The organism is Microvirga arsenatis (genome assembly GCF_009910705.1).
Taxonomy (GTDB): domain Bacteria; phylum Pseudomonadota; class Alphaproteobacteria; order Rhizobiales; family Beijerinckiaceae; genus Microvirga; species Microvirga arsenatis.
The window spans coordinates 64,525-89,148 of sequence record NZ_JAAAXJ010000012.1 but is presented as its reverse complement, the minus strand read 5'-3'; the positions used below and the strand labels follow the sequence as shown (position 1 = coordinate 89,148).

The 24,624-nt window shown below is 69.1% G+C and carries 28 protein-coding genes; 3 read left to right on the top strand and 25 right to left on the bottom strand.

The genetic code is table 11. The features are described from left to right. Positions 1-59 precede the first annotated feature (59 nt). The 10 genes from GR303_RS18625 to GR303_RS18580 form a co-directional block, all read right to left on the bottom strand. Entirely contained in the window at positions 60-1,436 is a 1,377-nt protein-coding gene (locus GR303_RS18625; protein WP_161723288.1) for a sensor histidine kinase, read from the bottom strand. A gap of 17 nt (positions 1,437-1,453) precedes the next feature. Further along, positions 1,454-2,125, bottom strand: coding sequence for a response regulator (locus GR303_RS18620; protein ID WP_161723187.1), 672 nt, complete (start codon positions 2,123-2,125; stop codon positions 1,454-1,456). 14 nt (positions 2,126-2,139) lie between these two features. Next, the gene (locus GR303_RS18615; RefSeq protein WP_161723186.1) at positions 2,140-2,454 is read right to left on the bottom strand and encodes a PepSY domain-containing protein; all 315 of its coding nucleotides are present in this window, start codon (positions 2,452-2,454) and stop codon (positions 2,140-2,142) included. A gap of 93 nt (positions 2,455-2,547) precedes the next feature. Then, the gene (locus tag GR303_RS18610) at positions 2,548-2,757 is read right to left on the bottom strand and encodes a hypothetical protein (RefSeq protein WP_161723185.1); all 210 of its coding nucleotides are present in this window, start codon (positions 2,755-2,757) and stop codon (positions 2,548-2,550) included. A gap of 12 nt (positions 2,758-2,769) precedes the next feature. Further along, entirely contained in the window at positions 2,770-3,321 is a 552-nt protein-coding gene (locus GR303_RS18605) for a glycoside hydrolase family 108 protein (RefSeq protein WP_161723184.1), read from the bottom strand. Positions 3,322-3,330: 9 nt separating this feature from the next. After that, on the bottom strand, positions 3,331-4,869 hold the full coding sequence (locus tag GR303_RS18600; RefSeq protein ID WP_161723183.1) for a DUF2793 domain-containing protein: 1,539 nt from the start codon (positions 4,867-4,869) through the stop codon (positions 3,331-3,333). Between the two features lie 33 nt (positions 4,870-4,902). Next, on the bottom strand, positions 4,903-8,763 hold the full coding sequence (locus tag GR303_RS18595) for a baseplate multidomain protein megatron (protein ID WP_161723182.1): 3,861 nt from the start codon (positions 8,761-8,763) through the stop codon (positions 4,903-4,905). Continuing rightward, a complete protein-coding gene (locus GR303_RS18590) occupies positions 8,763-9,191 on the bottom strand; it encodes an NlpC/P60 family protein (protein WP_161723181.1) in 429 nt (142 codons plus the stop codon). Before GR303_RS18590 ends, GR303_RS18595 begins: the two co-directional genes overlap by 1 nt. Positions 9,192-9,244: 53 nt before the next feature. Continuing rightward, entirely contained in the window at positions 9,245-10,135 is an 891-nt protein-coding gene (locus GR303_RS18585) for a DUF2163 domain-containing protein (RefSeq protein ID WP_161723180.1), read from the bottom strand. Positions 10,136-10,396: 261 nt separating this feature from the next. Continuing rightward, a complete protein-coding gene (locus GR303_RS18580; protein ID WP_161723179.1) occupies positions 10,397-11,035 on the bottom strand; it encodes a DUF2460 domain-containing protein in 639 nt (212 codons plus the stop codon). 84 nt (positions 11,036-11,119) lie between these two features. On the opposite strand from GR303_RS18580, the gene GR303_RS18575 reads away from it, so the two are divergent. After that, complete coding sequence (locus GR303_RS18575) at positions 11,120-11,365, top strand: YdcH family protein (protein ID WP_161723178.1); 246 nt, start codon at positions 11,120-11,122, stop codon at positions 11,363-11,365. A gap of 157 nt (positions 11,366-11,522) precedes the next feature. Here GR303_RS18575 and GR303_RS18570 read toward each other — a convergent pair whose 3' ends face one another. The 7 genes from GR303_RS18570 to GR303_RS18535 all read right to left on the bottom strand — a co-directional run bounded on the left by GR303_RS18570 (position 11,523) and on the right by GR303_RS18535 (position 15,494). Continuing rightward, positions 11,523-12,029, bottom strand: a complete 507-nt coding sequence (locus GR303_RS18570) for a phage tail tape measure protein (RefSeq protein ID WP_343038444.1) — start codon at positions 12,027-12,029, stop codon at positions 11,523-11,525. 744 nt (positions 12,030-12,773) lie between these two features. Next, positions 12,774-12,932 (bottom strand): phage tail assembly chaperone, encoded by a 159-nt coding sequence (locus tag GR303_RS18560; protein WP_343038442.1) that lies wholly within the window; start codon positions 12,930-12,932, stop codon positions 12,774-12,776. Positions 12,933-12,940: 8 nt separating this feature from the next. Next, positions 12,941-13,324 carry a gene transfer agent family protein gene (locus GR303_RS18555; protein ID WP_161723176.1) on the bottom strand — a complete coding sequence of 128 codons (384 nt, stop codon included), beginning with the start codon at positions 13,322-13,324 and terminating at the stop codon, positions 12,941-12,943. 8 nt (positions 13,325-13,332) lie between these two features. Beyond that, positions 13,333-13,743, bottom strand: coding sequence for a phage major tail protein, TP901-1 family (locus GR303_RS18550; RefSeq protein WP_161723175.1), 411 nt, complete (start codon positions 13,741-13,743; stop codon positions 13,333-13,335). Between the two features lie 198 nt (positions 13,744-13,941). Continuing rightward, positions 13,942-14,352, bottom strand: coding sequence for a DUF3168 domain-containing protein (locus tag GR303_RS18545; RefSeq protein WP_161723174.1), 411 nt, complete (start codon positions 14,350-14,352; stop codon positions 13,942-13,944). After that, positions 14,349-14,684 (bottom strand): phage head closure protein, encoded by a 336-nt coding sequence (locus tag GR303_RS18540; RefSeq protein WP_161723173.1) that lies wholly within the window; start codon positions 14,682-14,684, stop codon positions 14,349-14,351. The genes GR303_RS18545 and GR303_RS18540 overlap by 4 nt, the downstream gene beginning before the upstream one ends. A 249-nt stretch (positions 14,685-14,933) precedes the next feature. Then, complete coding sequence (locus GR303_RS18535; protein ID WP_161723172.1) at positions 14,934-15,494, bottom strand: head-tail connector protein; 561 nt, start codon at positions 15,492-15,494, stop codon at positions 14,934-14,936. A gap of 25 nt (positions 15,495-15,519) precedes the next feature. On the opposite strand from GR303_RS18535, the gene GR303_RS18530 reads away from it, so the two are divergent. Together GR303_RS18530 and GR303_RS18525 are read left to right on the top strand one after the other, a co-directional pair. Beyond that, positions 15,520-16,263, top strand: a complete 744-nt coding sequence (locus GR303_RS18530; protein WP_161723171.1) for a S1 family peptidase — start codon at positions 15,520-15,522, stop codon at positions 16,261-16,263. 217 nt (positions 16,264-16,480) lie between these two features. Next, entirely contained in the window at positions 16,481-17,278 is a 798-nt protein-coding gene (locus tag GR303_RS18525; protein ID WP_161723170.1) for a S1 family peptidase, read from the top strand. Positions 17,279-17,622: 344 nt separating this feature from the next. Here the strand turns inward: GR303_RS18525 and GR303_RS18520 are convergent, their stop codons facing one another. The 8 genes from GR303_RS18520 to GR303_RS18485 form a co-directional block, all read right to left on the bottom strand. After that, complete coding sequence (locus tag GR303_RS18520) at positions 17,623-18,861, bottom strand: phage major capsid protein (RefSeq protein ID WP_425487105.1); 1,239 nt, start codon at positions 18,859-18,861, stop codon at positions 17,623-17,625. A 242-nt stretch (positions 18,862-19,103) separates the two neighbouring features. Then, positions 19,104-19,328: a hypothetical protein gene (locus GR303_RS18515; RefSeq protein WP_161723168.1), complete on the bottom strand. Its 225-nt coding sequence runs from the start codon at positions 19,326-19,328 to the stop codon at positions 19,104-19,106. A 106-nt stretch (positions 19,329-19,434) separates the two neighbouring features. Continuing rightward, positions 19,435-19,971, bottom strand: a complete 537-nt coding sequence (locus GR303_RS18510) for an HK97 family phage prohead protease (protein ID WP_161723167.1) — start codon at positions 19,969-19,971, stop codon at positions 19,435-19,437. Beyond that, positions 19,968-20,117: a hypothetical protein gene (locus GR303_RS18505; protein ID WP_161723166.1), complete on the bottom strand. Its 150-nt coding sequence runs from the start codon at positions 20,115-20,117 to the stop codon at positions 19,968-19,970. Before GR303_RS18505 ends, GR303_RS18510 begins: the two co-directional genes overlap by 4 nt. Next, the gene (locus GR303_RS18500; protein WP_161723165.1) at positions 20,114-20,314 is read right to left on the bottom strand and encodes a hypothetical protein; all 201 of its coding nucleotides are present in this window, start codon (positions 20,312-20,314) and stop codon (positions 20,114-20,116) included. Before GR303_RS18500 ends, GR303_RS18505 begins: the two co-directional genes overlap by 4 nt. A gap of 611 nt (positions 20,315-20,925) precedes the next feature. Continuing rightward, entirely contained in the window at positions 20,926-22,101 is a 1,176-nt protein-coding gene (locus GR303_RS18495; protein WP_161723164.1) for a phage portal protein, read from the bottom strand. Between the two features lie 549 nt (positions 22,102-22,650). Then, positions 22,651-24,024, bottom strand: a complete 1,374-nt coding sequence (locus tag GR303_RS18490) for a DNA-packaging protein (protein WP_246205591.1) — start codon at positions 24,022-24,024, stop codon at positions 22,651-22,653. Further along, complete coding sequence (locus GR303_RS18485) at positions 23,912-24,463, bottom strand: hypothetical protein (RefSeq protein WP_161723163.1); 552 nt, start codon at positions 24,461-24,463, stop codon at positions 23,912-23,914. The genes GR303_RS18490 and GR303_RS18485 overlap by 113 nt, the downstream gene beginning before the upstream one ends. Positions 24,464-24,624 lie beyond the last annotated feature (161 nt).

The window sequence follows — 24,624 nt, the reverse complement described above, 5'->3', positions numbered from 1 at the left end:
CTATTTACTCTTTGCTCCCCTGAAGCACGACGGTGGCACGGTGTCACGCGTAAATGTCCTTAAGGGGAGCTGCTATCCCCCGGCAGTTCCAGGATGGCGCGGAGGCCGCCCATGGGCGAGGCGTCGAGCTGGAGCGAGCCGCGATAGAGCGCGGCAAGGTCGCTGACGATGGATAGTCCGAGGCCGGAGCCGGGCTTCGTCTCGTCGAGGCGCCGGCCGCGCTTGAGCATCTCGGCGCGCGCGGGCTCCGGCAGGCCCGGGCCGTCGTCGTCGATGAGCAGGCGGAAGCGCGGCCTGTCGTCGTCGCGGACGATCTCCGCCGCCACCACCACCTTGCGCGCGGCCCACTTGGCCGCGTTGTCGATGAGGTTGCCGGCCATCTCCTCCAGGTCCTGCCGCTCGCCACGGAAGCGCAGGTCCGGCGGAATCGCAAGCTCCACCTCCAGGTCCTTGTCCCGGTAGATCTTGGCGAAGGTGCGCGCGAGCCCCGCGATGACGGGCTCGGCCTCCGTCAGCGTGCCCAGCGTTCCCGCCAGCGCCGCCGCCCGCGCCCGGTCGAGATAGTAATTGACCTGGTCGCGCATCACGGTGGCCTGCTCGCGGACCCGGGCGGCCACGTCCTCGGGGGCGTTCTCCGCCTCGTTCATGATGATGCTGAGCGGCGTCTTGAGCGCGTGGGCGAGGTTGCCGACCTGCGTGCGGGCGCGCTCCAGGATCTCGCGGTTGGTGTCGAGGAGCAGGTTCAGCTCGCTGGCGAGCGGGGAGATGTCGCGCGGGTACTCGCCGACGATCCGCTCCGCCTCCCCCTGCCGGATCGCGCCGAGCGCGCTGCGCAGGTTGGCGAGCGGCCGCAGACCGAAGCGGATCTGCAGCAGGGTGGTGAAGCCGAGGCCGATGCCGAGGAGCGCGAAGGTGACGGTCAGCGCGAAGATGAAGTCGCGCACGGCGCCCTCGATCTCGTCCGCCGGTCCCGCCACGCGGATGATGTAGCGCCCGTCCTCGCCGAGATCGATGTCGCGCTCGATGATGCGCAGGTTCCGGTCGTCGGGCGCGCGGCCGTAGCCGCGGCGGATCTGGCCGAAGCGGTTGTCGCCGGAGGCGAGGCTCGGCAGCTGCCCGCCGAAGAGCGACTTCGAGGAGCGGACCTCCCCCGGCGCCGCATTGGGCCGCCCCACCTGCCAGTACCAGCCGGAGAGCGGCAGCTCGAAGCGCGGATCGCCGATCGGGCCGAGATCCCGGTCGGGATCGCCCGGGCCGACGAGATTCGAGGCCAGCGTGTTGGCATAGACGAGAAGCCGCTGGTCGAAGGCCCGCTCCGTGTTGTCCCGGTAGAGCGTCGAGAGGATGAGCCCCGCGATCAGCAGGATCACGAAGCTCCAGAAGACGGAGGAGACCGCAAGCCGTACGGCGATGGGGCGGCTTGCGAAGCGGCGCATGAGCGGTGCGAGGCCGGTCACGTCTTGCTATGGCTCGCGTCGAGGAGGTAGCCCAATCCCCGGACGGTCTGGATGATGTCGACGCCGAGCTTCTTGCGAAGCCGCCCGATGAAGACCTCGATGGTGTTGGAATCCCGGTCGAAGTCCTGATCGTAGAGATGCTCGGTGAGCTCGCCCCGCGACACGATGCGGCCGGTATGGTGCATCAGGTAGGACAGCAGCCGGTACTCGTGCGAGGTGAGCTTCACCGGGTTTCCGTCCACGGCCACGCGGCCCGAGCGCGTGTCGAGCTTCACGGGGCCGCAGGAGATCTCGCTCGTGGCATGCCCCGCCGAGCGGCGCAGCAGAGCGCGCACGCGGGCCAGAAGCTCCTCCATGTGGAAGGGCTTGGTCACGTAGTCGTCGGCGCCCGCATCGAAGCCCTGGACCTTGTCGCTCCAGCGGTCGCGGGCGGTGAGGATGATGACCGGGGTCTTGCGCCCCTCGCGGCGCCAGGCAGTGAGCACGGAGACGCCGTCCACCTTCGGCAGGCCGAGGTCGAGGATGATGGCGTCGTAGGGCTCCGTTTCCCCCAGGAACTGCCCCTCCTCGCCATCCATGGCGGTGTCGACCGCATAGCCGGCCTGCTCCAGGGCGGTCACGATCTGCTTATTGAGGATTCTGTCGTCCTCGACAACGAGTAGGCGCACGGTTCGAGCTTTCCCTATTTCACCGATCTCACGCGCCCGGAGGAGCCGTCGATCATCACCTGCACGATGCGACCGTCCTTTTGCAGGGCCGTGATCACATAGACAAGAGCATCGCTGCTCCGGCACAGGCTCGCCCGGACCACGTCGGCGCCGGGAACCTGCCGGCGCGCCGCCATCACGGCGGAAGCCGGGGCGACGACGCCCTTAGCGGCCACGGCCTCCTGCATCTCGCGGGGAGGAAGGCAGTTGCTGAGAGCCGCCGACGCGCTCTGCGCGTGGGCCGTCCCCACCATTCCCCACCACGCTATGACCAGCCAAACCAGACGCATGAACGGACCATGCCCTTGCCGCACTGAACGAATTCTGAATGTTCTAGGGCCGGCGCCGCAACCGGGAACCGGCCCTCGGGCGTGAAATTCCGGCTAGTTCCGGATCTGCCTGGTGGCGAGGATCCGGAACACCGTGGAGGCGACGAAGCTTCCCGCCGCCACGAGCTGGACGAGGGCCTCCTCGAAAGAGCCCGTGGCAAGGGCCGAGGCGTCGAAGCCGAAGAGGCCGAGAACGAGGGCTGCGAGGCCGACAAGGTTGGCCCAGACGGTGCGGCTGGCGAGGATGGACTTGGTGTCGAACATGCGAGGCACTCCTTAAGGGTTGGAGGAAAGAGACGCGAGCCGGAGGGCTTCCCGCTCGACGCCGAGAACCCGCCTGCTCCACCCGCGCCCGAAGACGGGCCAGGCGGCGAGGCGGGAGAGAAAGCCGAGGCGCGCCCGGGTCAGGGAACGGATGGCCTGGGCCGCGTCGGCGGCCCGGGCGGCCGCGAGGGTGCGCGGACCCACGATCCCGTCCGCCTCGACCCCGACAACCGCCTGCAGCATCGCCGCCGCCCGGGGCGGGCCCGCATGGACCGCGAGGTCGAAGGCGGCGAGGTCGAGCCCCGGGGGAAGCTCGTCCGCCCGCAGCACGTCCCAGTAGAGGCGGCGGTAGATCGCCCTGGCCTCCGCCCGGGTGAGGCGGCGGACGTCCTCGACCGTGGCGGGGCGTCCCCTCGCCCGCGACAGGGTCTCGCGGGTGATGCCGAAGCGGGTCGCCCCGCCGGGGTCGCGGGGGTGGTCGACGAAGCCGCCCTCGTGCTCCAGCACGATCCCGACGGCCTGCTCGAAGCGCGATGAGGGAGCGGTCGATGAAGGAGCGGTCATGGGCAATCCTCAGAGCTCCGCCTGCAGGGCGATGAAGGCGGAGGCGCCCAGGTGGAGGTTGCCGATGCTGCCCGCCGTGCCCCCGAACGAGGTTCCGGCCTGCAGCCGGAGCACCGCGCAGGATGCGCTCGGGGGCGTCAGGGTCGTCACCGTGAGGGCGCCGCTGACCGCGGCCCAGCTGGAATTGCCGTTGTTGAAGAAGCCCGCCTGGTTGCCCGCCGGCGAGGTCGCCGCCCAGCCGAAGCCGCTGGTGACGAGCACGGGATCGGCCCTCATCGCCACCGGAAGAGGGCAGACGAAGTCGATGGAGCTTGCGCCGACGCGCTGCCCGAGGGCTCCAAGGATGGCCGGTGTCCCCGCGGTGACGGGAAGCCGCTGGAAGTAGCGGCGGCAGCGCAATTCCTCGATCTCGGGCAGGGGCTCGATCCAGGGCGTGGCCACGGCGCCGGCCTCGAGCTTCACGCGGCTGAAGGAGCAGGCGCTCGCGGGGTGGAGACGGACCGCGACGTTGCCGGCCTCGGAGGCGTCCAGCGTCACGGTCGCAGCGCGGCGGCCGGAGCCTGCCGGGATCGTGACCGCCTTCGAGCCGATGAGGACCGGCAGGGGCTCGGAGGGGTTCTCCACCGACAGGGTCAGGGTCGCTCCCGCGAAGCTGAGGGCGCCGATCTGCGCGGCCGCCGGCCCGACCTCGATCACCTGATCGAGAGCGCCGAGGAGCGTCACCGTCCCGTCCGCGGCACGGCTGACGGTGCAGCCGCCCGGGCCGGCCTTCCACCGGTCGAACCCGTAGGCTCCCGCGGCCAGGGCGCCGCCGGCGAACCGGCGCTGGTTCACCGCCAGGGAGCCGTTGAGGAGCAGGTTGGGTCTCGGCGCATTGGCGAGGCCGCAGGGAAAGGCGGCGAGGCCCGTGCGGCGGTCGATCACGAGGGCGTCGTGCCACTGGGTTCCGTCCGGCGAGACGCGGATGCCGAAATCGTCGCCGCCGATCAGGCCCGTTTCCGCGCGTCCGCTGAAGCCGCGCTGGTAGAGCTGCGAGAGCACGTTCGCCTCCGCGCTCTTGTTGAGCACGAGGCGCAGATCGCCGGTGCCGCCCTCCTCCGCGGAAAGCGCGGAGAAGAGCGCGGCGTTCAGCTTCGCGGCGAGCCGGTTGAGACCGTCGGCCGCGGTGCCGAGGCCGAGACGCTCCAGCTGGGCGAGTTCGCGGCAGAAGAGGCCGAGATCGCGCCATTGCGCGCCGTCGAAGACGAGGATGACGTTCTCGTTCTCCACGAGAAGCCGCCATCCGGCGCGCGGGGTGAAGAAGCGCCAGGCGCCGAGATCGAACAGGGCGATCCGCCCCTCCCGGCCCGCGAAGGCGCCGGTCGCGCCTTCGCCGACGAGGAAGCGGTCGCCCTCCTGCGGCGCGGCCGGCGGCACGGTGCGGCCGCGCTCCTTCACCGCAAGCTGCACGAGGGCGTCGAGGGCGGCGAGGGCCTCGTTGTGGGTGACATGCTTCTGCGCCTGCGCCGCAGCGATGAGCGGCAGGGCGAGATGGGGCGTCGATGACATGGAACGACAAGCCTTGAGGGAAGAGGTGCGCGATCAGCGCACGGAAACCGTGATGCGGCGTTCGAAGCCGCGTCCCACGACGGCACTCATCTGCGCGATGCGCAGGTCGAGCGATGCCTGCGCCGCGCCGAAATCGGCCGCCTCCTGGGCATCGGGATAGAGGATGGACGGCGCGGTGCCCGCGAGCGTGCGCAGCACCGCGCCGTCCTTGAGGATGTCGAGCTCGTAGGCCTCCGCATCCTCCGAGAGCGGAACGTCCAGGGCCTCCCAGCCGTCGCCGTCGCGGCGCGTGCGGCGGGTCCATGCGATGCGGATGCCGCCCTCGCCGCGCCGCGCGCTCACGTGCACGGGGCTCAGGGGCTTCAGCGCCTCCCGCGTCACCGTCGCCGCGATCTCCGCGACGGAATCGTCAGCATGGTCGCGGCCCGAGGGGCCGATGCGGTAGCGCCAGCTCCGGCCGAGATCCTGCGGGCTCGCCGTCAGGGGAACGACGGCCTCGTCGAGCTTCACGACCAGGGCTCCCGCCTCCACATTGCGCATGGCCTCGGGCTCGGAGCCCGCAAGGCCGCGCAGGAGGCGCGTGAGGCGATAGGTGCGCTCGCCGATCAGCTCGGCGCGGGCGGCCGAAAAAATCTCCCAGCGGCCGCCGGCGCCCTGCAGCGCGAAGAGGTTGCGCCCGGAAAGCGCCGCCTCGTCGTCGACGGAGCTGAGCGCGCCTGAGGCAATCTCCACGTCGAGCGCGGCGTGCGGATCCCAGCGCCAGAGCGGCCCCGGGCCGAGCGCCGTGATCGTGCGTCCGATCACGGCCGGCAGGTCGAGAACGCGCAGGGGCGTGAAGCTCGCGCCGTTGCCCGAGCGCCAGATTGTCACCGCGCCGGGCCAGGGATCCGCCGCCACCGCCACGTACTGCAGCGGCGCGGGATCGCCGAGCGCCGCCGGCAGGTCGAGCACGACGGCAAAGGGCTTGCCCGGCACCGGCGGCGGCCGCTTCACCGGCCTCGGAATGGAAGAGCCCGGCCGCTCGAACACGGCAGGCTCCACGGCCCGCGTCGTCACCTTGCGGGTCGGGCCGTCGGCGATGCGCGCGATGCGATGGAGCTTCGGTCCCGCATCGGTGGGAACGGCGATGACGTCGCCCGGCTCCAGCTCGATGCGCCGGGGCGAGAGCTCGAACTCGGCGCCCTCGCGCCCCGCCCACAGATCCTGCAGCCAGGTATCCGCGAGGCGCTGCGCCTCGGCACGGCGGGTCACGACGGCGCTGTCCGCCCTCGCCTCGCGGCGGCTCGATCCCGACAGGCGGCGCGAGGCCACGGCCGCGCGGCGGTAATCCGTGTCGCCTTCCGTGAAGCCGATCTCCACCTGGTGGGGCAGCTCCGTCTCCTGCGCGCGGGTGAGCCTGAGTGACGGCTCGCCCTCGGCGAGCACGAGATCGTCCTTCGTCAGCTGCACTACCGCACGTCCGCCGCGCCCCTGCCACGCGACCGCGCCGGCGCGCGCCACCGCATCGATGCCGAAGAGGCGCATGAGCGGCTCGAGCGCGCCGCGCACGGACATGGGCCGGTCGATCACGTAGCCGTCCACGAAGCCGTCGAGGGGGATGGAACCGGGATCGGGAAAGCCGAAGTCGCGCAGGATGCGCGCGATCAGGCGGTCGAGCGTCGCGCCTTCGAGCCGCCCGGTGATCCAGTGGCCGGTCTCCCAGTTGGCGCTGTCCGACCACACCTTGTCGAAATCGGGGAAGGCGGGAAAGGGCCGCGCATCCCACGCCCAGACATAGACGTTATCGGGGTCGACCATGCGGCCGCCGTAAGCCGCCGAGACGGGATTGTACGCGGGCGCAAAGCCTCTCTGCGCCGGATCGAAGCGCGAAAGGATGGCCTCCAGCGCGCGCGCCTGAACGAGATCGTCGCGCACGCCGCGGGAGAACGGCGGATAGGCGGATTCCGACGACTTGGGATCGGGAAAGACGTTGGGGCCGTTCGGCCCCTTGTCCACGGCGGGCACGCCGATCTCGGTGAGCCAGATCGGCTTCGATTGCGGCTGCCAGGCGGTGGTGCCGGCCTCGACACCGCCCACGCGCTCCACATGCGGGTTCGACCACCAGGACACCAGATCCTTCTGGCGAAAGACCCACGGCTTGCCGTAGGCCCCGTCCTCGATCGGCCGCCGCACCTGCGCCGCCCGCTCGGCGGCGTTCGCATAGTACCAGTCGAACGCCTCGCCGCTGCCGAGACGCATGCGCAGGAAATCGACATCGTAGAGGCTGCGCGCGGATGCGAGATCGGCATGGCCCGGACCGTCGCGCCAGTCCGAGATCGGCGGGTAGTAGTCGATGCCGACCGCATCGATGGCGTCGCTGGCGAAGAGCCGGTCGAGAGGAAAGCGCACCTCGCTGCCGCCGTCGAGCACGTGCGCGCCGTATTCCGTCCAGTCCGCCGCATACACGATCTTCGTGGAGGCGCGCAGGATGCCGCGCACCTGGCCCGCGAGGGACCTGAGCTGCGAGACGGCCGGATAGATTCCGGAGGCCGAGCGCACGCGGGTGAGGCCCACGAGCTCGCTGCCGAGGATGAACCCGTCGACGCCGCTGGCCTCCTCCGCGAGGCTGGCATAGTGCAGGACGAAGCGGTTGAAGCCCGAGGAGCGGGTGAAGAAGCGCTCGACCTCGGCTGCGGCCGCGCCCGTGCCGTCCGGCGAGCCGCTGCGCCCCGGCGCGGGATCGCAGGTGATGCGCCCGCGCCAGGGATAGGCGGGCTGGCCCGTACCGCCGTAGGGATCCGGCAGGCTGTTGCCGGCGGGCACGTCCATCATCACGAAGGGATAGAGCACCACGTCGAGCCCGCGGCTCTTCAGGTTGCGGATCAGGCGGATCACGCTCTCGTCGGAGGGCGTGCCGCCATAGGCGGGCGCGCCCCGGGCAAGTGAGACGGCCTTCGCCTGCTCGCGCGTGAGCCCCGCCACGGACCAGGTGGCGCCGTCGGTGGTCTTCGTGTTCACGTCCACCCGCGGCTCGATGAGGCAGGAGCCGGCGCGCAGGTCGTCCCCGAACCAGCTCACCACGAGGGAGACGCGTTTGAGGTTCGGGCACAAGGCTTCGAGCGCATCGAGGGAAGCGGCGACGTCGCTCGTGCGCCGGAGCTGGTGGCGGTTCTCGGGCCGCGTCCTGCCGAGGCCGAGCACCTGGGTCACCGCCCTCGTGTCGTAGCCGAACTCGCTTGCGCCGGGGATGAGGCAGACCGCGCGGACCATGCGGTTCAGCCCGTCCACCGGACGCACCACCTCGAAGGAGAATTGCGGCACGCGGTTGACGAAATCGGCGAGCGGCAGGCGCTCGAACACCACATAGGCCAGCCCGCGATAGGCGGGCGCATGATCCGCGCCCTCCTTGGCGACGATGAGCGGATCGGGATCCTGCGTCTGCGAGCCGGCGTGAACGCGCATCACGAGCGTGCTGAGATCGAGTTCGCGCCCGTCCGCCCAGACCCGGCGGACGAAGGCGATGCGGCCCTCGCACAATCCCACCGCGAGATTGGCGAAGTAGGAATAGGTGGTGGTGACGGTCTTGGGCCCGCCGCCCATGCCCTTTCCGCCCTGGGCGCCGCGATCGGTGCTGGTGTTCGCCACCTCCTCCAGCCGCGTCGCCCAGATGAGCTGTCCGCCGATGCGCGCGCGGCCATAGACCCGCGGGATCGGCGCGCCCTCCGTGGAGGTGAGCCCGTCGATGTCCTTGAGGCGCGGACCTTCCACGTGCTTCGTGGTGTCGTCGGCAAAGAGCGCGTTGTCGATGGCGGCGCCCGCGAGCGCGCCGATGGCGCGGCCGGCCATGGCGCCGATGGGCCCGCCGATCATGCCGCCGACGACGGAGCCGACTGTCTGGAGAACGATGGTGGCCATCAGGGTGTGTCCGGAAAGCGGAAGGCATGGGAGAGGTGGCGCCGCCACCAGGGCCCGAGCGCCACCTCGGCGACGCAGGCGCCGTCATGGGCGTGGATCATGGTGTCGGGCGAGGCGGCGATTGCGCAGTGCTTGGCGGGCATGGCCTCGCGCCAGCGGAAGAGCAGCACGTCGCCGGGTGCAAACCGCGCGGGATCGATCTCGACGAGATGCCTACGCGCGGCGGCGACGAGCGTGTCGGCTCCCGCTTCCGCCCAGTCGGGCGAGTAGGGCGGCGGCAGCTCGGGCTCGGCGCCCATCACGCCGCGCCACACCCCGCGCAGCAGCCCGAGGCAGTCGCAGCCGACGCCCTTGAGCGAGGCCTGGTGGCGATAGGGCGTGCCGATCCAGGAGCGCGCCTCGGCGATGATGAGGTGGGGTTGGGGCATGATGATAAAGCGTGCAGCAGCACCCTCCCCTCGAGGGGGAGGGTGAAGGCGCATCACCGAAAGAAGCTCCCGCCATCCAGGCCCGGCTCGCCCTGCTGCGGCATGCGGATGATGAAGTCGTTGCCGGGCATGTGCGGGAAGCCGCGGAAGTTCGCCACGTTGTCGAATTTCCTGCGGCACATGGCATGGGTCTTGTCGCAGCCGGCGGTGACGCGGAACGTGTCGCCGGTCTTGATCGCCTGCGGCGCGCGCTGCCACAGGTCGAACTCGTCCACGCCGCTGACGGCGCGATGCACCTTGACCTCCACCGAGACGCCCGCATTGTCGCCGGTGAGCCAGGTGAGACGGCCCGCATTGCACCAGCCGTCCGCAAAGCCGATGCCGGAGGCGGCGATGACGAGCGCTCCGTCCGTGCGCGCGACCGTGCCGGTGCCCGTATAGGCGGAGCGGGCAAGGTCGACGCCGCATTGCGCATCGCCCAGATCGGCCGAGCAGGTGGCGCGAAAGAGCCGCCCGCGCTCCTCGTCGAAGCGGTGCATGAGCCCCCTCACCTCCGCCACGAAGCCGCCGTCGGCGCGGCGGATCTCGCCGATGGAGCCGATGTCGAGGAGCACGCGCTCGTCCACGCTGCTCCAGTTCACGAGCCAGGTCTCCACGCTCGCGTCGTCGTAGAGCCCGGAGGCGATATCGTCCTCGGTGATGCCGGCGGAGACGAGCGCGCCGGCCACCTCGCCGCCGCCCACCGCAAAGCCGAGTTCGGCGGTGGCTTCCGCCGCCTCGAGCCCGGAGCGCGCGGCATAGACCGTGCCGCCGAACGAGAGATCGCGGTCGTGGTCGGTGAAGCCGAAGGCCGCACCGTCGCGACGGATCAGGCGCCAGCAATGGCACAGCGTCGTCGCGCCCTCCGCGAGATGGGCGGCGAGGTTTTGGGGGATGGTGCGCATGGGTGGCCTTGAACTGTGTTGTGATGCCGTCGTCCCACTTGCCGGGTCATGGCCCGTTTTGTTCTGTGAAACCGCGTGTTGTTCTCCTCCGCCCTCATCCTGAGGAGGTCGCGCCAGCGACCGTCTCGAAGGAGGGTCCAGAGGGCGCTGGAGGCTCCTTCGAGACGCAGCTGCGCTGCTCCTCAGGATGAGGGCGGAGGGAGACGTATCGAGGGAAGACGTGATCCTCGAGAAGACTTACGCGGCTGACAGCTTCATGCGTCAGGGAACGATCTCGACCAGCGGGATCTGCGGGATGCCGCCGGCGTCGAAGGCGGAGAGGTCGATGTCGAGCTCGTCCGTGTCGAAGCGCACCGGCACGTCGAAGGCGAAGCCCGCCGTGACGACGGCGCCTGCGGGCGGCGGGCTCGTGAAGGTCACGAGGCCCGTGGTCGGATCGCAGTTGAACTGCGTGCCCACCGCCTGCTCGATGCCGTTGACCGCAACCCGCACCGTGCCGCCCACCGGCTTGGCGATGGCGCGGCTGTAGGGCGCGAACGAGGAGCCATAGGCCTTCACCAGTTGAAAAGCCCGCTCCGCGCCGGTGCCGGTACCGATGCGCTGGTCGAGCGGCGTCGGCTCGCGGGAAGGCGGCCCGGAGCGCCAGTCGGTGCGGTCGCGGAAGCGGAAGCCGTGGAGCCGCCCGCGCCGCTCCTCGAAGAAGGCGATCACCGCATGCAGCGCGTCGACGGTCCTGATCCCGAGCCCCGCATCGTAGCGGCGGCGCGAGCCCGCCCAGCGGCTGTTGCGGTGCTCGCGGCCGGAGGCGAGCGTGACGATATCGGTCCGCCGCACGGGCCCGCCCCGGCTGCCGAGGCTGACGTCGAGGGGAAAGCGGACCTCATGGAAATCGGAGGCCATGATCGGATGCCTTGAGAGTTGAAACGAAAGAACCGGGGTGGCGTTGACGACGCGAACGAACGCTCAACAAGGAGGCAGCCGGCGATGAGCAATGCTCCCAACGACCTCGCGGACGACTTCCCGGACAAGGTCGACCGGATCCACCAGCTGAAGACCAGCAACAACCGCTTCGCGCGGCTCTATGACGAGTACAACGAGCTGAACCGCACCATCCACCGGATCGAGACCCGGGTGGAGCCCAAGCCGGAAGAGGTGGAGGAGGAGCTGAAACGCCGCCGCCTGCACATCAAGGACGAGATCATGGCCATGCTCGAGGGCACGGAGGCCTGATCGAGATAGCCAGAAACGATCCATAGGCCCTCATCCTGAGGAGGATTGCGTGAGCAATCCGTCTCGAAGGAGGATCCAGCACCCTCCGGATCCTCCTTCGAGACGCCTGCTGCGCAGGCTCCTCAGGATGAGGCTGTTGCTTGTAGAAGCACTCGCATCACATCCCGCGCTGTCCCCGCGCGACCGCTCGGGCCAGTGCGGCCGAGACCTGCGCCTCGGAGCGGCGGAAGCTCTCCGCATCCGGGGTCGTGACGTTCACGGTCACCGAGACCGGCCGCCCTCCCCCGCCGCCCCGTACGCCGAGCCGTCCGTCCGGCCCGCGCGCCAGCGGCATCACGGCCTCCGCTCCCTGCTCGCCCATGAGGCCGAGCCCGCGTCCGAGGGGAAAATAAGTCGGCGTCCCGACCACGCCGCCCTTGGCGAAGGGCATCAGCATGCCGCGCGAGATGACGCCGCCCTTGGCGAGGGCCGGCCCGCCGGCACCGAACAGGGAGCCGAGGATCGAGCCTAACCCCTTGGCTAACCCACCGAGAAGTCCACCGCCATCCATCGGCAGCGAACCCTGCAGAGCGCCTGTCATCATCCCCTTCACGCTCTGGCTCAAGGCCAGCTGAAGTGGCGCCAGCGCGAGGCGAAGCCCCGTTTCCACAAGGGATTGTCGCACGGATTTGAGAACGTTATCAAATTTCTTGCCTTCGGAGACATTCTTGGCGAAAGCATTGGTTAGGGAGTCGCCGAACTTTTCGGAGAGGCCAATGAGGGTGTTGAGCTGGCGAGCACGATCTTTCTCCGTCTCGTCATTTGGACTAACGCTAGGTTGGCCAATCAGATTTCTTGCCATCTTACGATCTTTGATAATTGCTTTGGCTGTGCCGGCACTTGTTGGATGTGTCGAAAAGCGAGAAAGGCCTCAGCTTCTCTTTAAGATCGGATCGCTGAAGCAAGCTGAGTGGGAAAAAGTCGACAAAACTTGCGAGTACGAAGTTGCGAAAGCAGTCGCACCGATCAAAATCGGCATTATCGCGACCGAGCAGTATCGCAAACTTTATATTCTCTGTGCAGAATCAAAAGGAGCTACCTTCATAGGGAGCACTGATACCGTGAAAGCATCAGATCCTAAGATCATTGCGGTCCAACCTTATTATTGGAATTAAGCGATGAGAGTATTGAGCTGGCGCGTTCGATCTTCTGCAACGACATTGTTTGTATTGATGTCGCCTGATTTCCTATCGGCCATCGGGGCAAAGTCCTTTTCAAGATTTTGGTGTGTTGTCTTCGCGAGCGCCTTGGCCACCGCTTGCGTCTCGAGAAAGCCACCGACTGATGATTTTCCCGAATTTCTTCAATAGGCGAACTTTTCGGAGAGGCCGATGAGCGGGTTGAGCGGGCCGTCGGTTTGACCCTTCTTTCACGTCACGTCGTCTGGAAACGCCTCCATCAATCGCCTGAGATCCTCGCTCAGAGCCGGCTCCATCTTTCGCCTGCCACTCAAACCCTCCCAGGCAGCGGCGAGTTCGCGTGGGGTTGCGAGCCAGAAGGTTTCCGGGCTCCACCGCAGGATGCCCAATCCCAGCGTCAGCGCGTCGTCCCAGGGGAAGGCGCAAGGCTCGTACCCGCCTCCTGGGATGACGGAGGGTTTGGCGATGCCTCGCCTCCGCCGAAGGTCATGACGAGGAGATCGGCCAGCGCCGCAGCCACGGGCTCGACACCGTCGTGCAGCGGCAGGCCCGCCACCTCCGCATCGCTTAATGGTTGACCGCCGCCGCGCAGCGCGACGACGAGAAGCGTGAGCAGGTCGCGGCTCGAGAGGCGCCCGGTGCCGAAGCGCTCCGCGAGCGCCATGAGATCCTCTACGCCGAAGGCATCCTCCAGCTCCGCGAGAGCGCCGAGCGTGAGGCAAAGCGTGTAGCGCGTGCCGCCGAGCTGCAGCGCCACCTCGCCCCGTCGTCTGTTGGGCATGATGCCTCCTATGTCGCCACGAAGGCGAGCGCGCCGGCGGATTCGAAGGCCATCTCGAAGGTGACCTCGCCCGCATGGTCGCCGCGGTATTCCAGGCTCGTGATCTGGAACGGGCCCTCGATGCGGCCGAAATCGGGAATGACGATCTGGTAGGCGAGGATGTCGCCGTCGAAGAAGACCTGGCGCATGCGCGCGTCGGACGCCTCGTCCTTGAACACGCCGGAGCCGGAGATCGAGGCGCGGCGCACGCCGACGCCGGCGAGAAGCTCGCGCCAGCGCCCGGCGGATTCGGCATGGGTCACGTCGACGGTCTCGGCGTTGAAGGCGATCTGGCGCGTGCGCAGGCCCGCCACGGTGACGAAGGCGTTGCCGCCGTCGCCGATCTTGATGAGCAGATCCTTGCCCTTCTGTGCAGGCATGGGATGTCCTTATGTTGTGTAAGTGGAGAAGTCTTGCTGTCATTCCGGGGCCGCGCAGCGGAGCCCGGAAGCCATAAACACGAGAGCTAAAGCAAGGCCGAGCAGCGTTGCGCTTCTTCCTGACCAGTCAGCGGTTATGGATTCCGGGCCCGGCTCTATGAGCCGCCCCGGAATGACAGTGCCATGCCAAGCACGGCCTCACGCCACCTCCGTCACCGCGCGCAGGCGAAGGGTCACGCGGGCGAGGCCGCTGTCCCTGTCGCGGGCGGAGGCAAGCTCCGTGACGCGCAGGGTGACGAGGCGGTGGCCTTGAAGGCTCAGCGGCGCGTCGTCGAGTATCGCGAAGAAGCGGTCGGCGACCATGAGCGCCGTGCGCGCTCCGCCCTTCTCGGACCAGATCACGAGATCGACGCGCTGCGCGTGTCCGCGGTCGAGATCGGTGGACCAGTCCTCCGCCGTCACGTCGCCGAAGAGGGCATAGACAGGCTCGGCGGCGCGCGGCGGCTCGTCGTAGAGACGAACCGCGCCGCCCATGAGGGAGCGCAGCTCCGCATCGTTCGAGGCCGCGTCGAGGATGGCGCGGCGCAGCGCCAGAACCGGGCTCGTCATGCCCTCACCTCCTCCACGAGGCAGACGAGGTCGCGCTTCGATCCGTCGGGGTCGGCGGCGGCGCGGATGGCGAAGCGGCGAAGCCCCGAGGTGAGCCGCATGGCGCCGGTCACGCCCTCGCGGTAGCGCAGGGTGATGCGGTGGGTCAGGCTCTGCTCGGGCCGGTCGGCGCGCAGGCGCTCGGTTCCCGAGAGCATCTCGATGGCGCCCCAGAGCTGCGGCCCCGGCGTGTAGGTGCGGATGACGCCGCCGAAGCCGTCGGGCCGCTCGAGCGGCAGCTCGAGCACGAACCGGCGCGAGCGCGCGCCGATGGAGGGGGATTTGGTTTTCATGGTTGTTTCGGACTTGGAAAATCAGGAGTGTCTGAACTGCCATCCGCGCTTCGGTGAGTGCGCGGGATACCCCGTCGAAGATTTCCCGACCTCATCCTGAGGAGGATTGCGCCAGCAATCCGTCTCGAAGGATGCTTCCCGTGCTCTCTGGACTCTCCTTCGAGACGCAGCGTCGCTGCTCCTCAGGATGAGGGTTGAGGATGGACAGATCGATGAAATCAGGATCGCGGGAAAGGCAGCGGAGAAACGTCACAGCCGCGCCCTTTGAAACGGCGCGACGAGAGCGAAAGCCTCGGGCGGCAGGATCTGCTCGCCCGTCATGTCGCCGCGGTTCTCGAACCAATGCGCGACGAGGATGCGGATGGCGAGCCTCAGGCTCGCGGGCACGGAATCGGGCGCGGTGCCGAAGCCCACGCGCAGGGCGATCGAGATGCCGTTGCGCGCCCGTCCCGGCTCCGGCGCGCCGGAGACCGCGATGCGCGGCGGGTCGCTCAACGCATCCGTTTCGTAGGCGCCTGCCGGAAGCGCGACGGCATTGCCCTCGGCATCCGTGACCGTGATGCCCTCCACCGCGATCAGCGGCGAGAGCGGCAGCAGGATCGTGCCGCCATGGGGCCAGCGGTCGAGCACCACGCGCCAGCGCTGCTCCACGAGGATGCGCCGCGAGGCGGCCTCGACCGTGAGCCGCGCCGCCTTGACGAGGCCTGCGATCAGCTCGTCCTGCCCGTCGTCGTCGACGCGCAGATAGGCCTTCATCTCGGCGAGGCTGACGGGCTCGACGGCGGGGCCGTCGATGAATATGGGTATCATCGTCAAACGGGAATCCTCTGAAGTGATGAAACGTCTGCTCGCGCTCTGCCTTGTCGCCTCTCTCCCGGCGGGAGAGGCCCGCGCCATCCTCGGGGGCGCGCCGCATGACGGCCCCCTCGCCCGGCAGAGCGTGATGGTGCTGAGCTCGAACGGCGGCGTCTGCAGCGCGGTGGTGCTGGACAGGGACGTGGTGCTCACTGCCGCCCATTGCGTCACGGGCGCGGCCGAGCACCGGGTGCATTTCCGCGACGAGGGCGGCGAGCCCGTGCTGATCGCGCCCGCCGCGAAGGCGGTGCATCCGGGCTACGACGCCAAGGCGGTCGAGACGCGCCGGCGCTCCGTCGATCTCGCCCTGCTGCGCACGCCCGAGCCCCTGCCCACGAGATTCGAGCGCGCCACGCTCACCGCATCGCGCGTTGCGGAGAACAGCGCGGTTATCGTCGGCGGCTACGGCCTGGCCCGCGAGGGCGACGCGAAGAGCACCGGCACGTTCCGCACGGCGGCGCTCACGGCCGTGGAGCCCTATGGCCCGAGCCGCATCCTGCTCTGGGCCGAGGGGTCCGGCACGGCCGGCGCCTGCCAGGGCGATTCGGGCGGCCCCATGGCGCTTGCGGGCGCCGTGGCGGCGATCACGAGCTGGTCGTCGCCGGCCAGGGGCATGAGCTGCGGCGGGCTCACCCAGGGCATCCTCGTCGGCCCTCAGCGCGAGTGGATCGACCGCATTCTGAAGGGCTGGAACCGCGCAGCCTTGTGGCTCGGCAACGGGTAGAGCATCGTGCGGACCCAGCGGGCCGCGCCAGCGAAAAATGGTCCCGGTCTTCCGAGCACACGATGCTCTCCTTCAATAACGAAGCATCGGATCCGATCCCAAAAGTGGCGTCCACTTGTGGGTCCGATGCTTTAGAAATTCATAATGTTACGGAACTATCCTTGGCCGTGAGAGCTTGCCTTAGAAACATCCTCCCTCCTCACGGCACCATCGTTCCATGCGCGCACTGCCCCTTCTCGCCTTGGCTGTCCTCACCCTTCTGGCAAGCCCGGCCTGGGCCGTTCTGCAGGGCGTCGCATCGCGCGATCCCGACGGGCTCAGGCGCTCCGTGGTGTCCATCGAGAACTCGCTGGGCGAGCTCTGCTCCGGCGTGATCGTCGGCCCCGATCTGGTGCTCACGGCGGCCCATTGCGTCATCGACCGCGCTGCCTATCGCGTCGTCGCCCTCAACCGGGCCTTCAGGCCGCAGCGCTTCGCGGTGGCGGCGCTCGCGATCCATCCCACCTTCGTGCCCGGCACCACGCCGCGCACCCAGCCGGGCGTGGACCTCGCCGTCGTCAAGCTCGACCGCCCGCTCGGCCCCGACTACCTCGCCCTGGACCCGACGCAGGCCGGGCGGATCGACGTGGGCGATCCGGTGACCATCGCGGGCTTCGGGGTGCTCTCCGAGCGCCTCAAGCGCACGGCGCGCACGCTGCGCCAGACCAACCTGGTCTCGCTCGGGCCCGTCGAGGTGGCGAACCGGGTTCTGATCGTCGTGGACCGCAACCGGCTGGCGGAGACCGCGGGGGCCGGCGCATGCCGCGGCGATTCCGGCGGGCCGATCCTCGCCGCCACCGCAGCAGGCTACCAGCTCTATGGGATCACGAGCTGGTCGAGCGGCGCCATGCGCACCCGTCAGCCCAGCGCCTGCGGCGGCCTCACCGCCGTCACGCCCATCGTCGAGCATCTCGGCTGGATCGTGTCGAGCATGCGCGGCCTCGGCAGCTTCAACAGCGCGTGGACGCGGAACTGACGCAGCCCCGCTTCAAGAACTCGGTGCAGCTTCACCTCTCCCCGGATCTCGGGTGTTCCCGAGATCCGTTTCTGGGGCGCAGGTCGGGAACACCCGACCTGCGGCGGGGAGAGGTCGAGCGACAGCGAGGGTGAGGGGGAGAGCGGTCTCCGGAGAGGGCTGTAACCCCTCACCCGGACCTGACGGTCCGACCTCTCCCTCAGGGAGAGGTGAACAGGCGCCAGACCTGCATAGGCTCTCGCTCACACCCCCACCTCCACCTCCTCCCCAGCGCAAGCCGGGCGTTCCCGACTTGCGGCAGACCAAAGACAAGTCTCGGGCAAGCCTGAGACCTTTGGGAAGATTCACGCCGCGAACTTCAACAGCTTGATCGCCGCGTAGTCCTGCACGCCGCCGCCCACGCGCTTGGTGGTGTAGAACAGCACGTAGGGCTTGGCGGAATACGGATCGCGCAGCACGCGCATGCCGGCGCGGTCCACGATGAGGTAGCCGCGCTTGAAGTCGCCGAAGGCGACGGCGCATTGGTTCGCCGCGATGTCGGGCATGTCCTCCGCCTCCACGACGGGGAAGCCCATCAGGGTGGCGGCCTGGCCGAGCCCGGCGGGCGGCGACCACAGGTACTGGCCGCTGCTGTCCTTGAAGCGGCGGATCGCGCTCTGCGTCCTGCGGTTCATCACGAAGGCGGCGTTCTGGCGGTAGCCGCTCTTGAGCGCATAGACCAGGTCCACCAGCACGTCGGAAGGGTTGCTGGCGGGGAAGGTTGCGCCGCCCGTGTTCACGGTGCCGAGGCGGCCCCATTCCCAGATCTCCTCCTCCACCGTGTCGGCGGCGAGAAAGCCCTTGGGCTTGTTGATGCCGTCGCCCTTCACGAAGGCGGTGCCCTCCTGCTCGGCGAAGGCGGCCTCGACCTCCTCCGCGATCCAGCGGTCGATGTCGACCACCGCGTCGTCGAGAAGGGTCTGCGTCGCCGCCGGCATGGCGTAGAGCTCCATGGCCGGGAAGCTCAGCTCGGAGAGCGCAGGGCTCGCGGTCTGCGGCCGGGCTGCCGTCTCGCCCACCCAGCCGGTCGCCGGGCCGGAGGCGGAGAAGGCGCGCTTGTACTGGCCGCCGGAAATCACGCGCACCGAAGCGATGGCCCGGATGGGCGACACCGCGGAGAGCCGGCGCAGCACCTCGCGCTCGACAGCGTCGGGCACGAGATAGCCGCCGTCGGGGCCGGAGCCTGCGGAGAGCGCCTTCTCCTCGAGCCGCTTCAGCCCGCCGGACTCGCCGGTGCGGATATAGGCGTGGAACGCCGCCTTGTGCTCTCCTTGAGCCGGATCGCGCGGCGCGTCGGCGCCCTGCCCCAGGGGCGGGCGGGAGCGGTCGAGGGCGAGGCGGTCGAGGCGGCGCTTGGCCTCGTCGAGGGCGCCGTCGATGCGGGCGAGCTTTTCCTCCGTCACCACGTCGCCCGAGAGCCGGGTTTCGATCTCGGAAAGGCGCGTGTCGTTGGCCTCCTTGAAGGCCTCGAAGGCGCGGGCGAAATCCTCGAACGCCGAGGCGACGTCGTCGGACGCGGACTTGGTTTCAACAACAGGGATCATGTCAATCAATCGGTTTGAAAGGCTGAAAAGAAAAAGGCCCGCCGGAGGGCGGGCCCGTGTTTCCCTAAGGGGCTGGCTCATCACGCTCTCACCTCATCCTGAGGAGCAGCGCAGCTGCGTCTCGAAGGAGGGTCTAGCGGTCTCTGGAGGCGCCCTCGTCCTTCGAGACGGCCTGACGGCCTCCTCAGGATGAGGGCTCAGGGACCGGGCACGACGATGAGCCTCGCTCTGCAGAGAACTTGTTAGCGGCGGCGGGTCGTGCGGCGCGCTGGACGCGTATTGGCCTGCACCGTGTCGGCCACGGCCGGACCGGTCGCAGCACCGATCGCGCCGCCCGCCACGGCGCCGACGGGTCCTGCGACCGCGCCCACGCCCGCGCCGACGGCGGCGCCGCCGATCCGCTCTTCCGTGGTCGTGCAGGCGGCTGCCGCGAGACCGAGGAGCGCGACGAAAGCAAGCTTCTTCATGGAAACCTCCCGAGACAAGCGGAGACAGACACCTTCCTCCAAGAAAAGGGCCCGCAGCTTCCGCATCCGTGCGGGCTCTCGGGTAACGCGTTCCCACGGACAAGGTTCAGGACAATAGTCGGACGGCCGCCCGGCGGATGCTGGCGGCGAGGTTCGGCGCGGCCTGCTTCACGGTCTCGACGCGTGCGCCGGGCAGCATCGGGAAGGTGACGACGGAGATCTCCCACAGGTCGAGCTTCTCCAGCCGGCGCAGGCCGGTCGGCCGCTCCGCCCGCGCGCGCTCGACGCGAAAGCCGATGGACAGCCCGTCCACCGCGCCGTCGCGCATGAGGGCGTGGATGTCGCGGGCGCGCTCCACCGCCAGGTTGAGCCGGCCGCGCACGCGCAGGCCCCGGCGGTCCTCGGCGATGGAGAGCCAGCGCCCGATGGGCTGCGCCGGGTCGTGCTGCCACAGGAGCCGCACCTGCGCCGCGCCCCGCGCCTTCAGGCTGTCGCGGAAGGCGCCCGGCATCACCACGTCCTTGCCGAGATCGGCCTCGCCGAACAGGCTGGCATAGCCTTCGAACACGCCGTCCGCATCCACGGCGCTCGGCGCCTCGGCGAGAAACTTGCGCTCGCCGACGAGGGGAGCCGCAGGCTTCATGGCCGGGCCTTGCGCCCGGATCGGGGCGGCTTGGCATCGAGCTTCTCGAGCTGGCGCACGAAATCGCGGAACACGGTCTGGGCACGGCCCTGGCCGTCCCGCGCAGCCTTGGGCTTGCGCGGCGCGCGGGAGAGAAGGCGGGTCATGGAGGATCTCCGGAATGGCGGCGGTTGAACAGGGACAGCTCGCGCACGAACGCATCGAACCGGCGGTTCGCCGCGAACAGGTCGCGCAGGGTCATGGCGAGCAGGGCGGAGGCCCCGCTGGCCCAGACGAACAGGGCCAGATGGGCAAGATCCCCGCGCCGGATGACGGCCTCGGTGATCTGGTCGAGTGTGTTCATGATTTGTTCTCGCAAAGAACTCCGTCGAGAGGGATTCTGGAAGTCCCGGGAGGGCTTGGATGTCATTCCCGGCCGGAGCGATGTCGGCCCGGTCGGAGCGCAGCGACGATCCGGGGTCGAGTTCAGGATCAAGCGAGGTTTCCCCTTCCCGTTGTGAGGAGAGATTGAGAGTGGGGGTCGGGTCTGTGGAGCGCGGCGCTCACCCACATTCGGACGTCATCACCGGCCTTGTGCCGGTGATCCCGACCCGAGAAGCGGGGCGTCTCGCAGCATGGGATGGCTGGCACAAGGCCGGCCATGACGGGAAAGTTTCACCCAGTCATTCCACCCTCACGCCTGACCCTCCTCGTGCTCACGTCCGAAACATCCGGTTTGAGCACGGGGGATGTCCGGATCGGGAACGCCCGACTGGGGACTGGAGAGGTGAAGACAGCGCCACACTTGTCTTGCGATCCCGGGTTCTGCTCCGCAGCCCCGGGATGATACCCTTCTCGTCATGGCCGGGCTTGTCCCGGCCATCCCGATCGGAAAAGCGACGCGTTTCATCGCAGCGAGATCACCGGCACAAGGCCGGTGATGACGGGGGAGTGTCGCATCATGGTGCGATCATCTCACCTCCGCCTCCCCTTCCCCGCCGTCGCACGCCCGTAGCCGATCGCCTCGCGCTTCTCGTCGTCGCTCAGGAACGAAGCCGCCGACACGCGCCGCCAGAGGCTTTCGCGCTCGTCGGCGAGCGCCTCGATGGCGTCGAGGTCGGGTTCGAGGGCGAGCGCCTCGCGCCAGGCGGGCGCGAGCCAATGCGCGAGCGCTTCCGCCGTGCGCTTGACCAGCGGGATCACCGTCTGGCGGTAGAAGGCGCGGTTGGCCTCGGCGTAGTTGGCATGCGTGCTGTCGCCGGGCAGGCCCAGCAGCAGCGGCGGCACGCCGAAGGCGAGCGCGATCTCCCGCGCGGCGGCGGCCTTGGCTTCCACGAAGTCCATGTCCTTCGGCGAGAGCGAGAGCGGCTTCCAGTCGAGGCCGCCCTCGAGCAGCAGCGGGCGGCCCGCATTGCCGGCGCCCTGGTAGTTCGCCTCCAGCTCGCCCTTGAGCCGCTCGAACTGCGCATCGGTGAGCGTGGCGCCGCCGACCACGAGCGCGCCGGAGGGGCGTGCCGCGTTGTCGAGCAGCGCCTTGTTCCACGCGCCCGCCGCGTTGTGGATATCGAGCGCCGTGGCGGCGGCCTCCATCGGCGACAATCCGTAATGATCGTCCGCCGGATGGAAGAGCGTGAGGTGCAGGATCGGCGGCATCGCCTCGTCCTCGCGGATCGCGAAGCGCACGGCCTGCGTGCCGACCGCATATTCGTAGGCCGCGGGCCAGCCGTCGGCGTCGGGCACCACGCGCATCCGGTCGGGGCGCAGCGCGTGAAGCTCCTGCGGCACGCCGTCGAGGGACACGGCCTCCACATAGGCGTTGCCCGAGACCATGAGGTGCCCGTAGAGGCTCTCGAGGAAGCGCTGCCCGCCCTCCCGCGCATTGGGCCGCGCGAGCAGCGCCAGCAGCGGATGCGCGGCGATCTCCCGTCCCTCGCTCTTGAGCGCGAGCGGCAGCGAGGCCGCCGCCTCGCTCACCAGCCGCACGGCCCGGTGCACGATGGCGTTCTTCTGGAAACCCTCGCGGGCGAGCGCCGCATAATCGCGCGGCGTCCACACGGCTCGTCCGGCCACGTAGAGCGCGATGGCGCCCTGCACGCGCGAGGCCTTGGCCTCGGGCGGAGCCTGCAGCCAGCGGGTCAATCGGTTCAGCATGAAAAGCTCCTCGTTGCCAGGGTGTCCCCAGCCGGAGACGGCGCCGTCATCGGAGGGGATGGGGATGCGCAGCGCCGAGACCTCCGTGCTAACCCTCGATTCAGCATGCCGGCAAATTCCGCAGGCCGTGAGCAAAATGGGTGCAGTTTCGCAGGTTTCGTCATTGGCCGGTCACATGTCTCAAGGTAATTTCAAGATGTTGCGGGGGGCACCCGGCGACATTCACGCGCCAGCCAGGTTGGCCTCGCCTCCTGGCTGGCGCGACCATCGGTTTTCTTCAGACTCTGCCGCCCGTCCTCTGGGACGGCACGAGGCCATGGCAGGGCGGATCGGCACGGATGAACTGCCATCCGCCCTGGCCTGCAGCCGGAGCGCAATGCCTCCTTCGCGCCGGCCTAGCTCGAAAGACTCACCCCTTCAGGAGGCTTGAGGAATGCGGGGAACAGCTTAGCTTAAGACGCGTGACCCCATCTTTTGCCCCTACGGGAGTCACGGCGCCCTGGCCGGAGCCGTGCGTGAACACAGACCTTCGGCTGGGGCGTTCTTTTTTCAAAGCACCCGCACCCGCGGCTCGTGCCGCTCGCGCAGCATCAGCTCGGAGAGCGCCCAGACGAGGGCATCCAGGCGGTCGGGCGAGCGGCCCGAAGTGAGGCCGCCGGGGCCGAAATCGCACAGCTCGTCCTCCAGCTCCGGCAGCGCGCCCACATGGCGCACGCGGTTCTGCGCATAGAGCACGGAGACCGGCTCGGCGCGCAGGTACTTGCCCCGGGTGGCGCGCACGCCCACCACCGGAACCGTGGAATCGACTTCGCGGATCACGCCCATGGCCATCTCGCCGCCCTGGTTGGTCTCGACCACGAGCGCGTCCGCCTGCAGACGGCGGTAGAGCGCCACGGCCTTCGCGGCCCATTCGGGCGGCTTCAGGCCCGACGCCGTCGCATCCTCCAGCACATAGGCCGTGCCGCCCTCGTCCACGCCCGCCGCCACGATCCCGCAGGCATCGGCGCGCTTCGACGAAGACGCAGGCGGATCGACCGCCACGACGATGCGCTGAAGCGGCGGCGCGTCGTCGATCCGGTTCATCTCGATCGCGTCCCGGGTCCACAGGGCATCGGGGCGGTCCTCGACGATGTCGCCGTCGAGCTCCTGCCGCCCGAGGCGCGTGCCCGCATAGCGGCGCACCACCGCATCGAGAAAGGCCGGCGCGAGGTTCTCCGCATTCTCAGCAGTCCGCACCCGCGACACCGCCACCGAAGGGTCGGCGAGGAAGCGTTTCAGGATCGGGATCGGCCGCGGCGTGGTCGTCACCATCTGGCGCGGATGCGCGCCGAGGCGAAGGCCGAACTGCAGCATGTCCCAGGTTTCCTCCACGTGCCGCCACTTGGCGAGCTCGTCCGCCCAGGCGGCCTCGAATTGGGGCCCTCGCAGGGAGTCCGGGTCCTCCGCCGAGAACACGTGCGCCACCGCGCCGTTCGCCCATTCGAGCTTGCGCAGGGACGGCGACCAGGCGGGGCGCTCGTGGCGCTCGTGCACGGCGAGGATGCCGGAAGGCCCCTCCACCATCACGTTGCGCGCATCGGAAAAAGTCTCGCCGACGAGCGCAATGCGGCGCACGGCACCGTCGGCGACATCGGGCTCGCCGAGCGCGAGGCCGCGCACCCATTCGGCGCCCGCGCGGGTCTTGCCCGCGCCGCGTCCGCCGAGGATGAGCCAGATCGTCCAGGGGTCATGTTGCCGGGCCAAGCCCGGAAGCCGCTGCTCGGGCCGGCAGCGCAGGGGCCAGAAGCGCAGCACGCGCTCGAAATCGGCCTCACACCAGGAGGCCGTCGCCTCCGCGAGCCTCCTCCTCCGCGATAACCCGGTCAAGGTGGCGAGAAAGCTCCTCGCGCAGCTCGTGGAGGCTGCGCCGGGGTCTGTTGTCATGAGGCTCGCTGTCATCGAGCGGTGAACTTTCCTGTTCCACAAGCGCCCGTGCGGCTGCCAGCGTCTTGGCATAGGACGCGAGCCTGCGGGCGGTCTTGTCATGATCGTTGGCGCGGCCGGTGCGCTGCTCGTCCATGAGCGTGGCGATCTGCGCCCGCGTGGCCTGCGCCAGGGCGCGGGCGGCATCGTGGACGGAGGCGGCGGCGGCCTTCGCAAGACCGGCAACACCGCCCTCGTCCTTCGCCGCTTTGCTCAGGGCGTTCTCGTTCAGGGCGACCTGGCGCTGCGGCCAGCCCCAGCGCTTGCGCATCCGCACGAAGGTGCCCGCACTGACTCCGAGAAAAGCCCGGATTTCGGGCAGGTGCTTGTCCGGCTGGCGGGCATAGATCTCCCAGGCCTGCCGCTTCCGCTCGTCGTCGATCTCGATTCTCTGAGGCATGACCAAAGCCAACAAAAAACCGCCCAGGCGGGGGCTCTGGGCGGCGGAGGTTTTGGCGAAGGAGCGAATGGGCGGGGGTTCCTCATTCACACTTCGTCAGTGTTCACGTTTTGTACTCTAAGAGCGGTGCGGTGTCAAGATGGATTCTGAACGTCGGTCGC

Bases quoted from the DNA above. Each gene is read 5' to 3' on its own strand.
- GR303_RS18625 (WP_161723288.1), bottom strand. From the start codon at position 1,436: ATGCGCCGCTTCGCAAGCCGCCCCATCGCCGTACGGCTTGCGGTCTCC.
- GR303_RS18615 (WP_161723186.1), bottom strand. From the start codon at position 2,454: ATGCGTCTGGTTTGGCTGGTCATAGCGTGGTGGGGAATGGTGGGGACG.
- GR303_RS18610 (WP_161723185.1), bottom strand. From the start codon at position 2,757: ATGTTCGACACCAAGTCCATCCTCGCCAGCCGCACCGTCTGGGCCAAC.
- GR303_RS18605 (WP_161723184.1), bottom strand. From the start codon at position 3,321: ATGACCGCTCCTTCATCGACCGCTCCCTCATCGCGCTTCGAGCAGGCC.
- GR303_RS18600 (WP_161723183.1), bottom strand. From the start codon at position 4,869: ATGTCATCGACGCCCCATCTCGCCCTGCCGCTCATCGCTGCGGCGCAG.
- GR303_RS18595 (WP_161723182.1), bottom strand. From the start codon at position 8,763: ATGGCCACCATCGTTCTCCAGACAGTCGGCTCCGTCGTCGGCGGCATG.
- GR303_RS18590 (WP_161723181.1), bottom strand. From the start codon at position 9,191: ATGCCCCAACCCCACCTCATCATCGCCGAGGCGCGCTCCTGGATCGGC.
- GR303_RS18585 (WP_161723180.1), bottom strand. From the start codon at position 10,135: ATGCGCACCATCCCCCAAAACCTCGCCGCCCATCTCGCGGAGGGCGCG.
- GR303_RS18580 (WP_161723179.1), bottom strand. From the start codon at position 11,035: ATGGCCTCCGATTTCCATGAGGTCCGCTTTCCCCTCGACGTCAGCCTC.
- GR303_RS18575 (WP_161723178.1), top strand. From the start codon at position 11,120: ATGAGCAATGCTCCCAACGACCTCGCGGACGACTTCCCGGACAAGGTC.
- GR303_RS18555 (WP_161723176.1), bottom strand. From the start codon at position 13,324: ATGCCCAACAGACGACGGGGCGAGGTGGCGCTGCAGCTCGGCGGCACG.
- GR303_RS18550 (WP_161723175.1), bottom strand. From the start codon at position 13,743: ATGCCTGCACAGAAGGGCAAGGATCTGCTCATCAAGATCGGCGACGGC.
- GR303_RS18545 (WP_161723174.1), bottom strand. From the start codon at position 14,352: ATGACGAGCCCGGTTCTGGCGCTGCGCCGCGCCATCCTCGACGCGGCC.
- GR303_RS18540 (WP_161723173.1), bottom strand. From the start codon at position 14,684: ATGAAAACCAAATCCCCCTCCATCGGCGCGCGCTCGCGCCGGTTCGTG.
- GR303_RS18535 (WP_161723172.1), bottom strand. From the start codon at position 15,494: ATGATACCCATATTCATCGACGGCCCCGCCGTCGAGCCCGTCAGCCTC.
- GR303_RS18530 (WP_161723171.1), top strand. From the start codon at position 15,520: ATGAAACGTCTGCTCGCGCTCTGCCTTGTCGCCTCTCTCCCGGCGGGA.
- GR303_RS18525 (WP_161723170.1), top strand. From the start codon at position 16,481: ATGCGCGCACTGCCCCTTCTCGCCTTGGCTGTCCTCACCCTTCTGGCA.
- GR303_RS18520 (WP_425487105.1), bottom strand. From the start codon at position 18,861: ATGATCCCTGTTGTTGAAACCAAGTCCGCGTCCGACGACGTCGCCTCG.
- GR303_RS18515 (WP_161723168.1), bottom strand. From the start codon at position 19,328: ATGAAGAAGCTTGCTTTCGTCGCGCTCCTCGGTCTCGCGGCAGCCGCC.
- GR303_RS18510 (WP_161723167.1), bottom strand. From the start codon at position 19,971: ATGAAGCCTGCGGCTCCCCTCGTCGGCGAGCGCAAGTTTCTCGCCGAG.
- GR303_RS18505 (WP_161723166.1), bottom strand. From the start codon at position 20,117: ATGACCCGCCTTCTCTCCCGCGCGCCGCGCAAGCCCAAGGCTGCGCGG.
- GR303_RS18500 (WP_161723165.1), bottom strand. From the start codon at position 20,314: ATGAACACACTCGACCAGATCACCGAGGCCGTCATCCGGCGCGGGGAT.
- GR303_RS18495 (WP_161723164.1), bottom strand. From the start codon at position 22,101: ATGCTGAACCGATTGACCCGCTGGCTGCAGGCTCCGCCCGAGGCCAAG.
- GR303_RS18490 (WP_246205591.1), bottom strand. From the start codon at position 24,024: ATGACAACAGACCCCGGCGCAGCCTCCACGAGCTGCGCGAGGAGCTTT.
- GR303_RS18485 (WP_161723163.1), bottom strand. From the start codon at position 24,463: ATGCCTCAGAGAATCGAGATCGACGACGAGCGGAAGCGGCAGGCCTGG.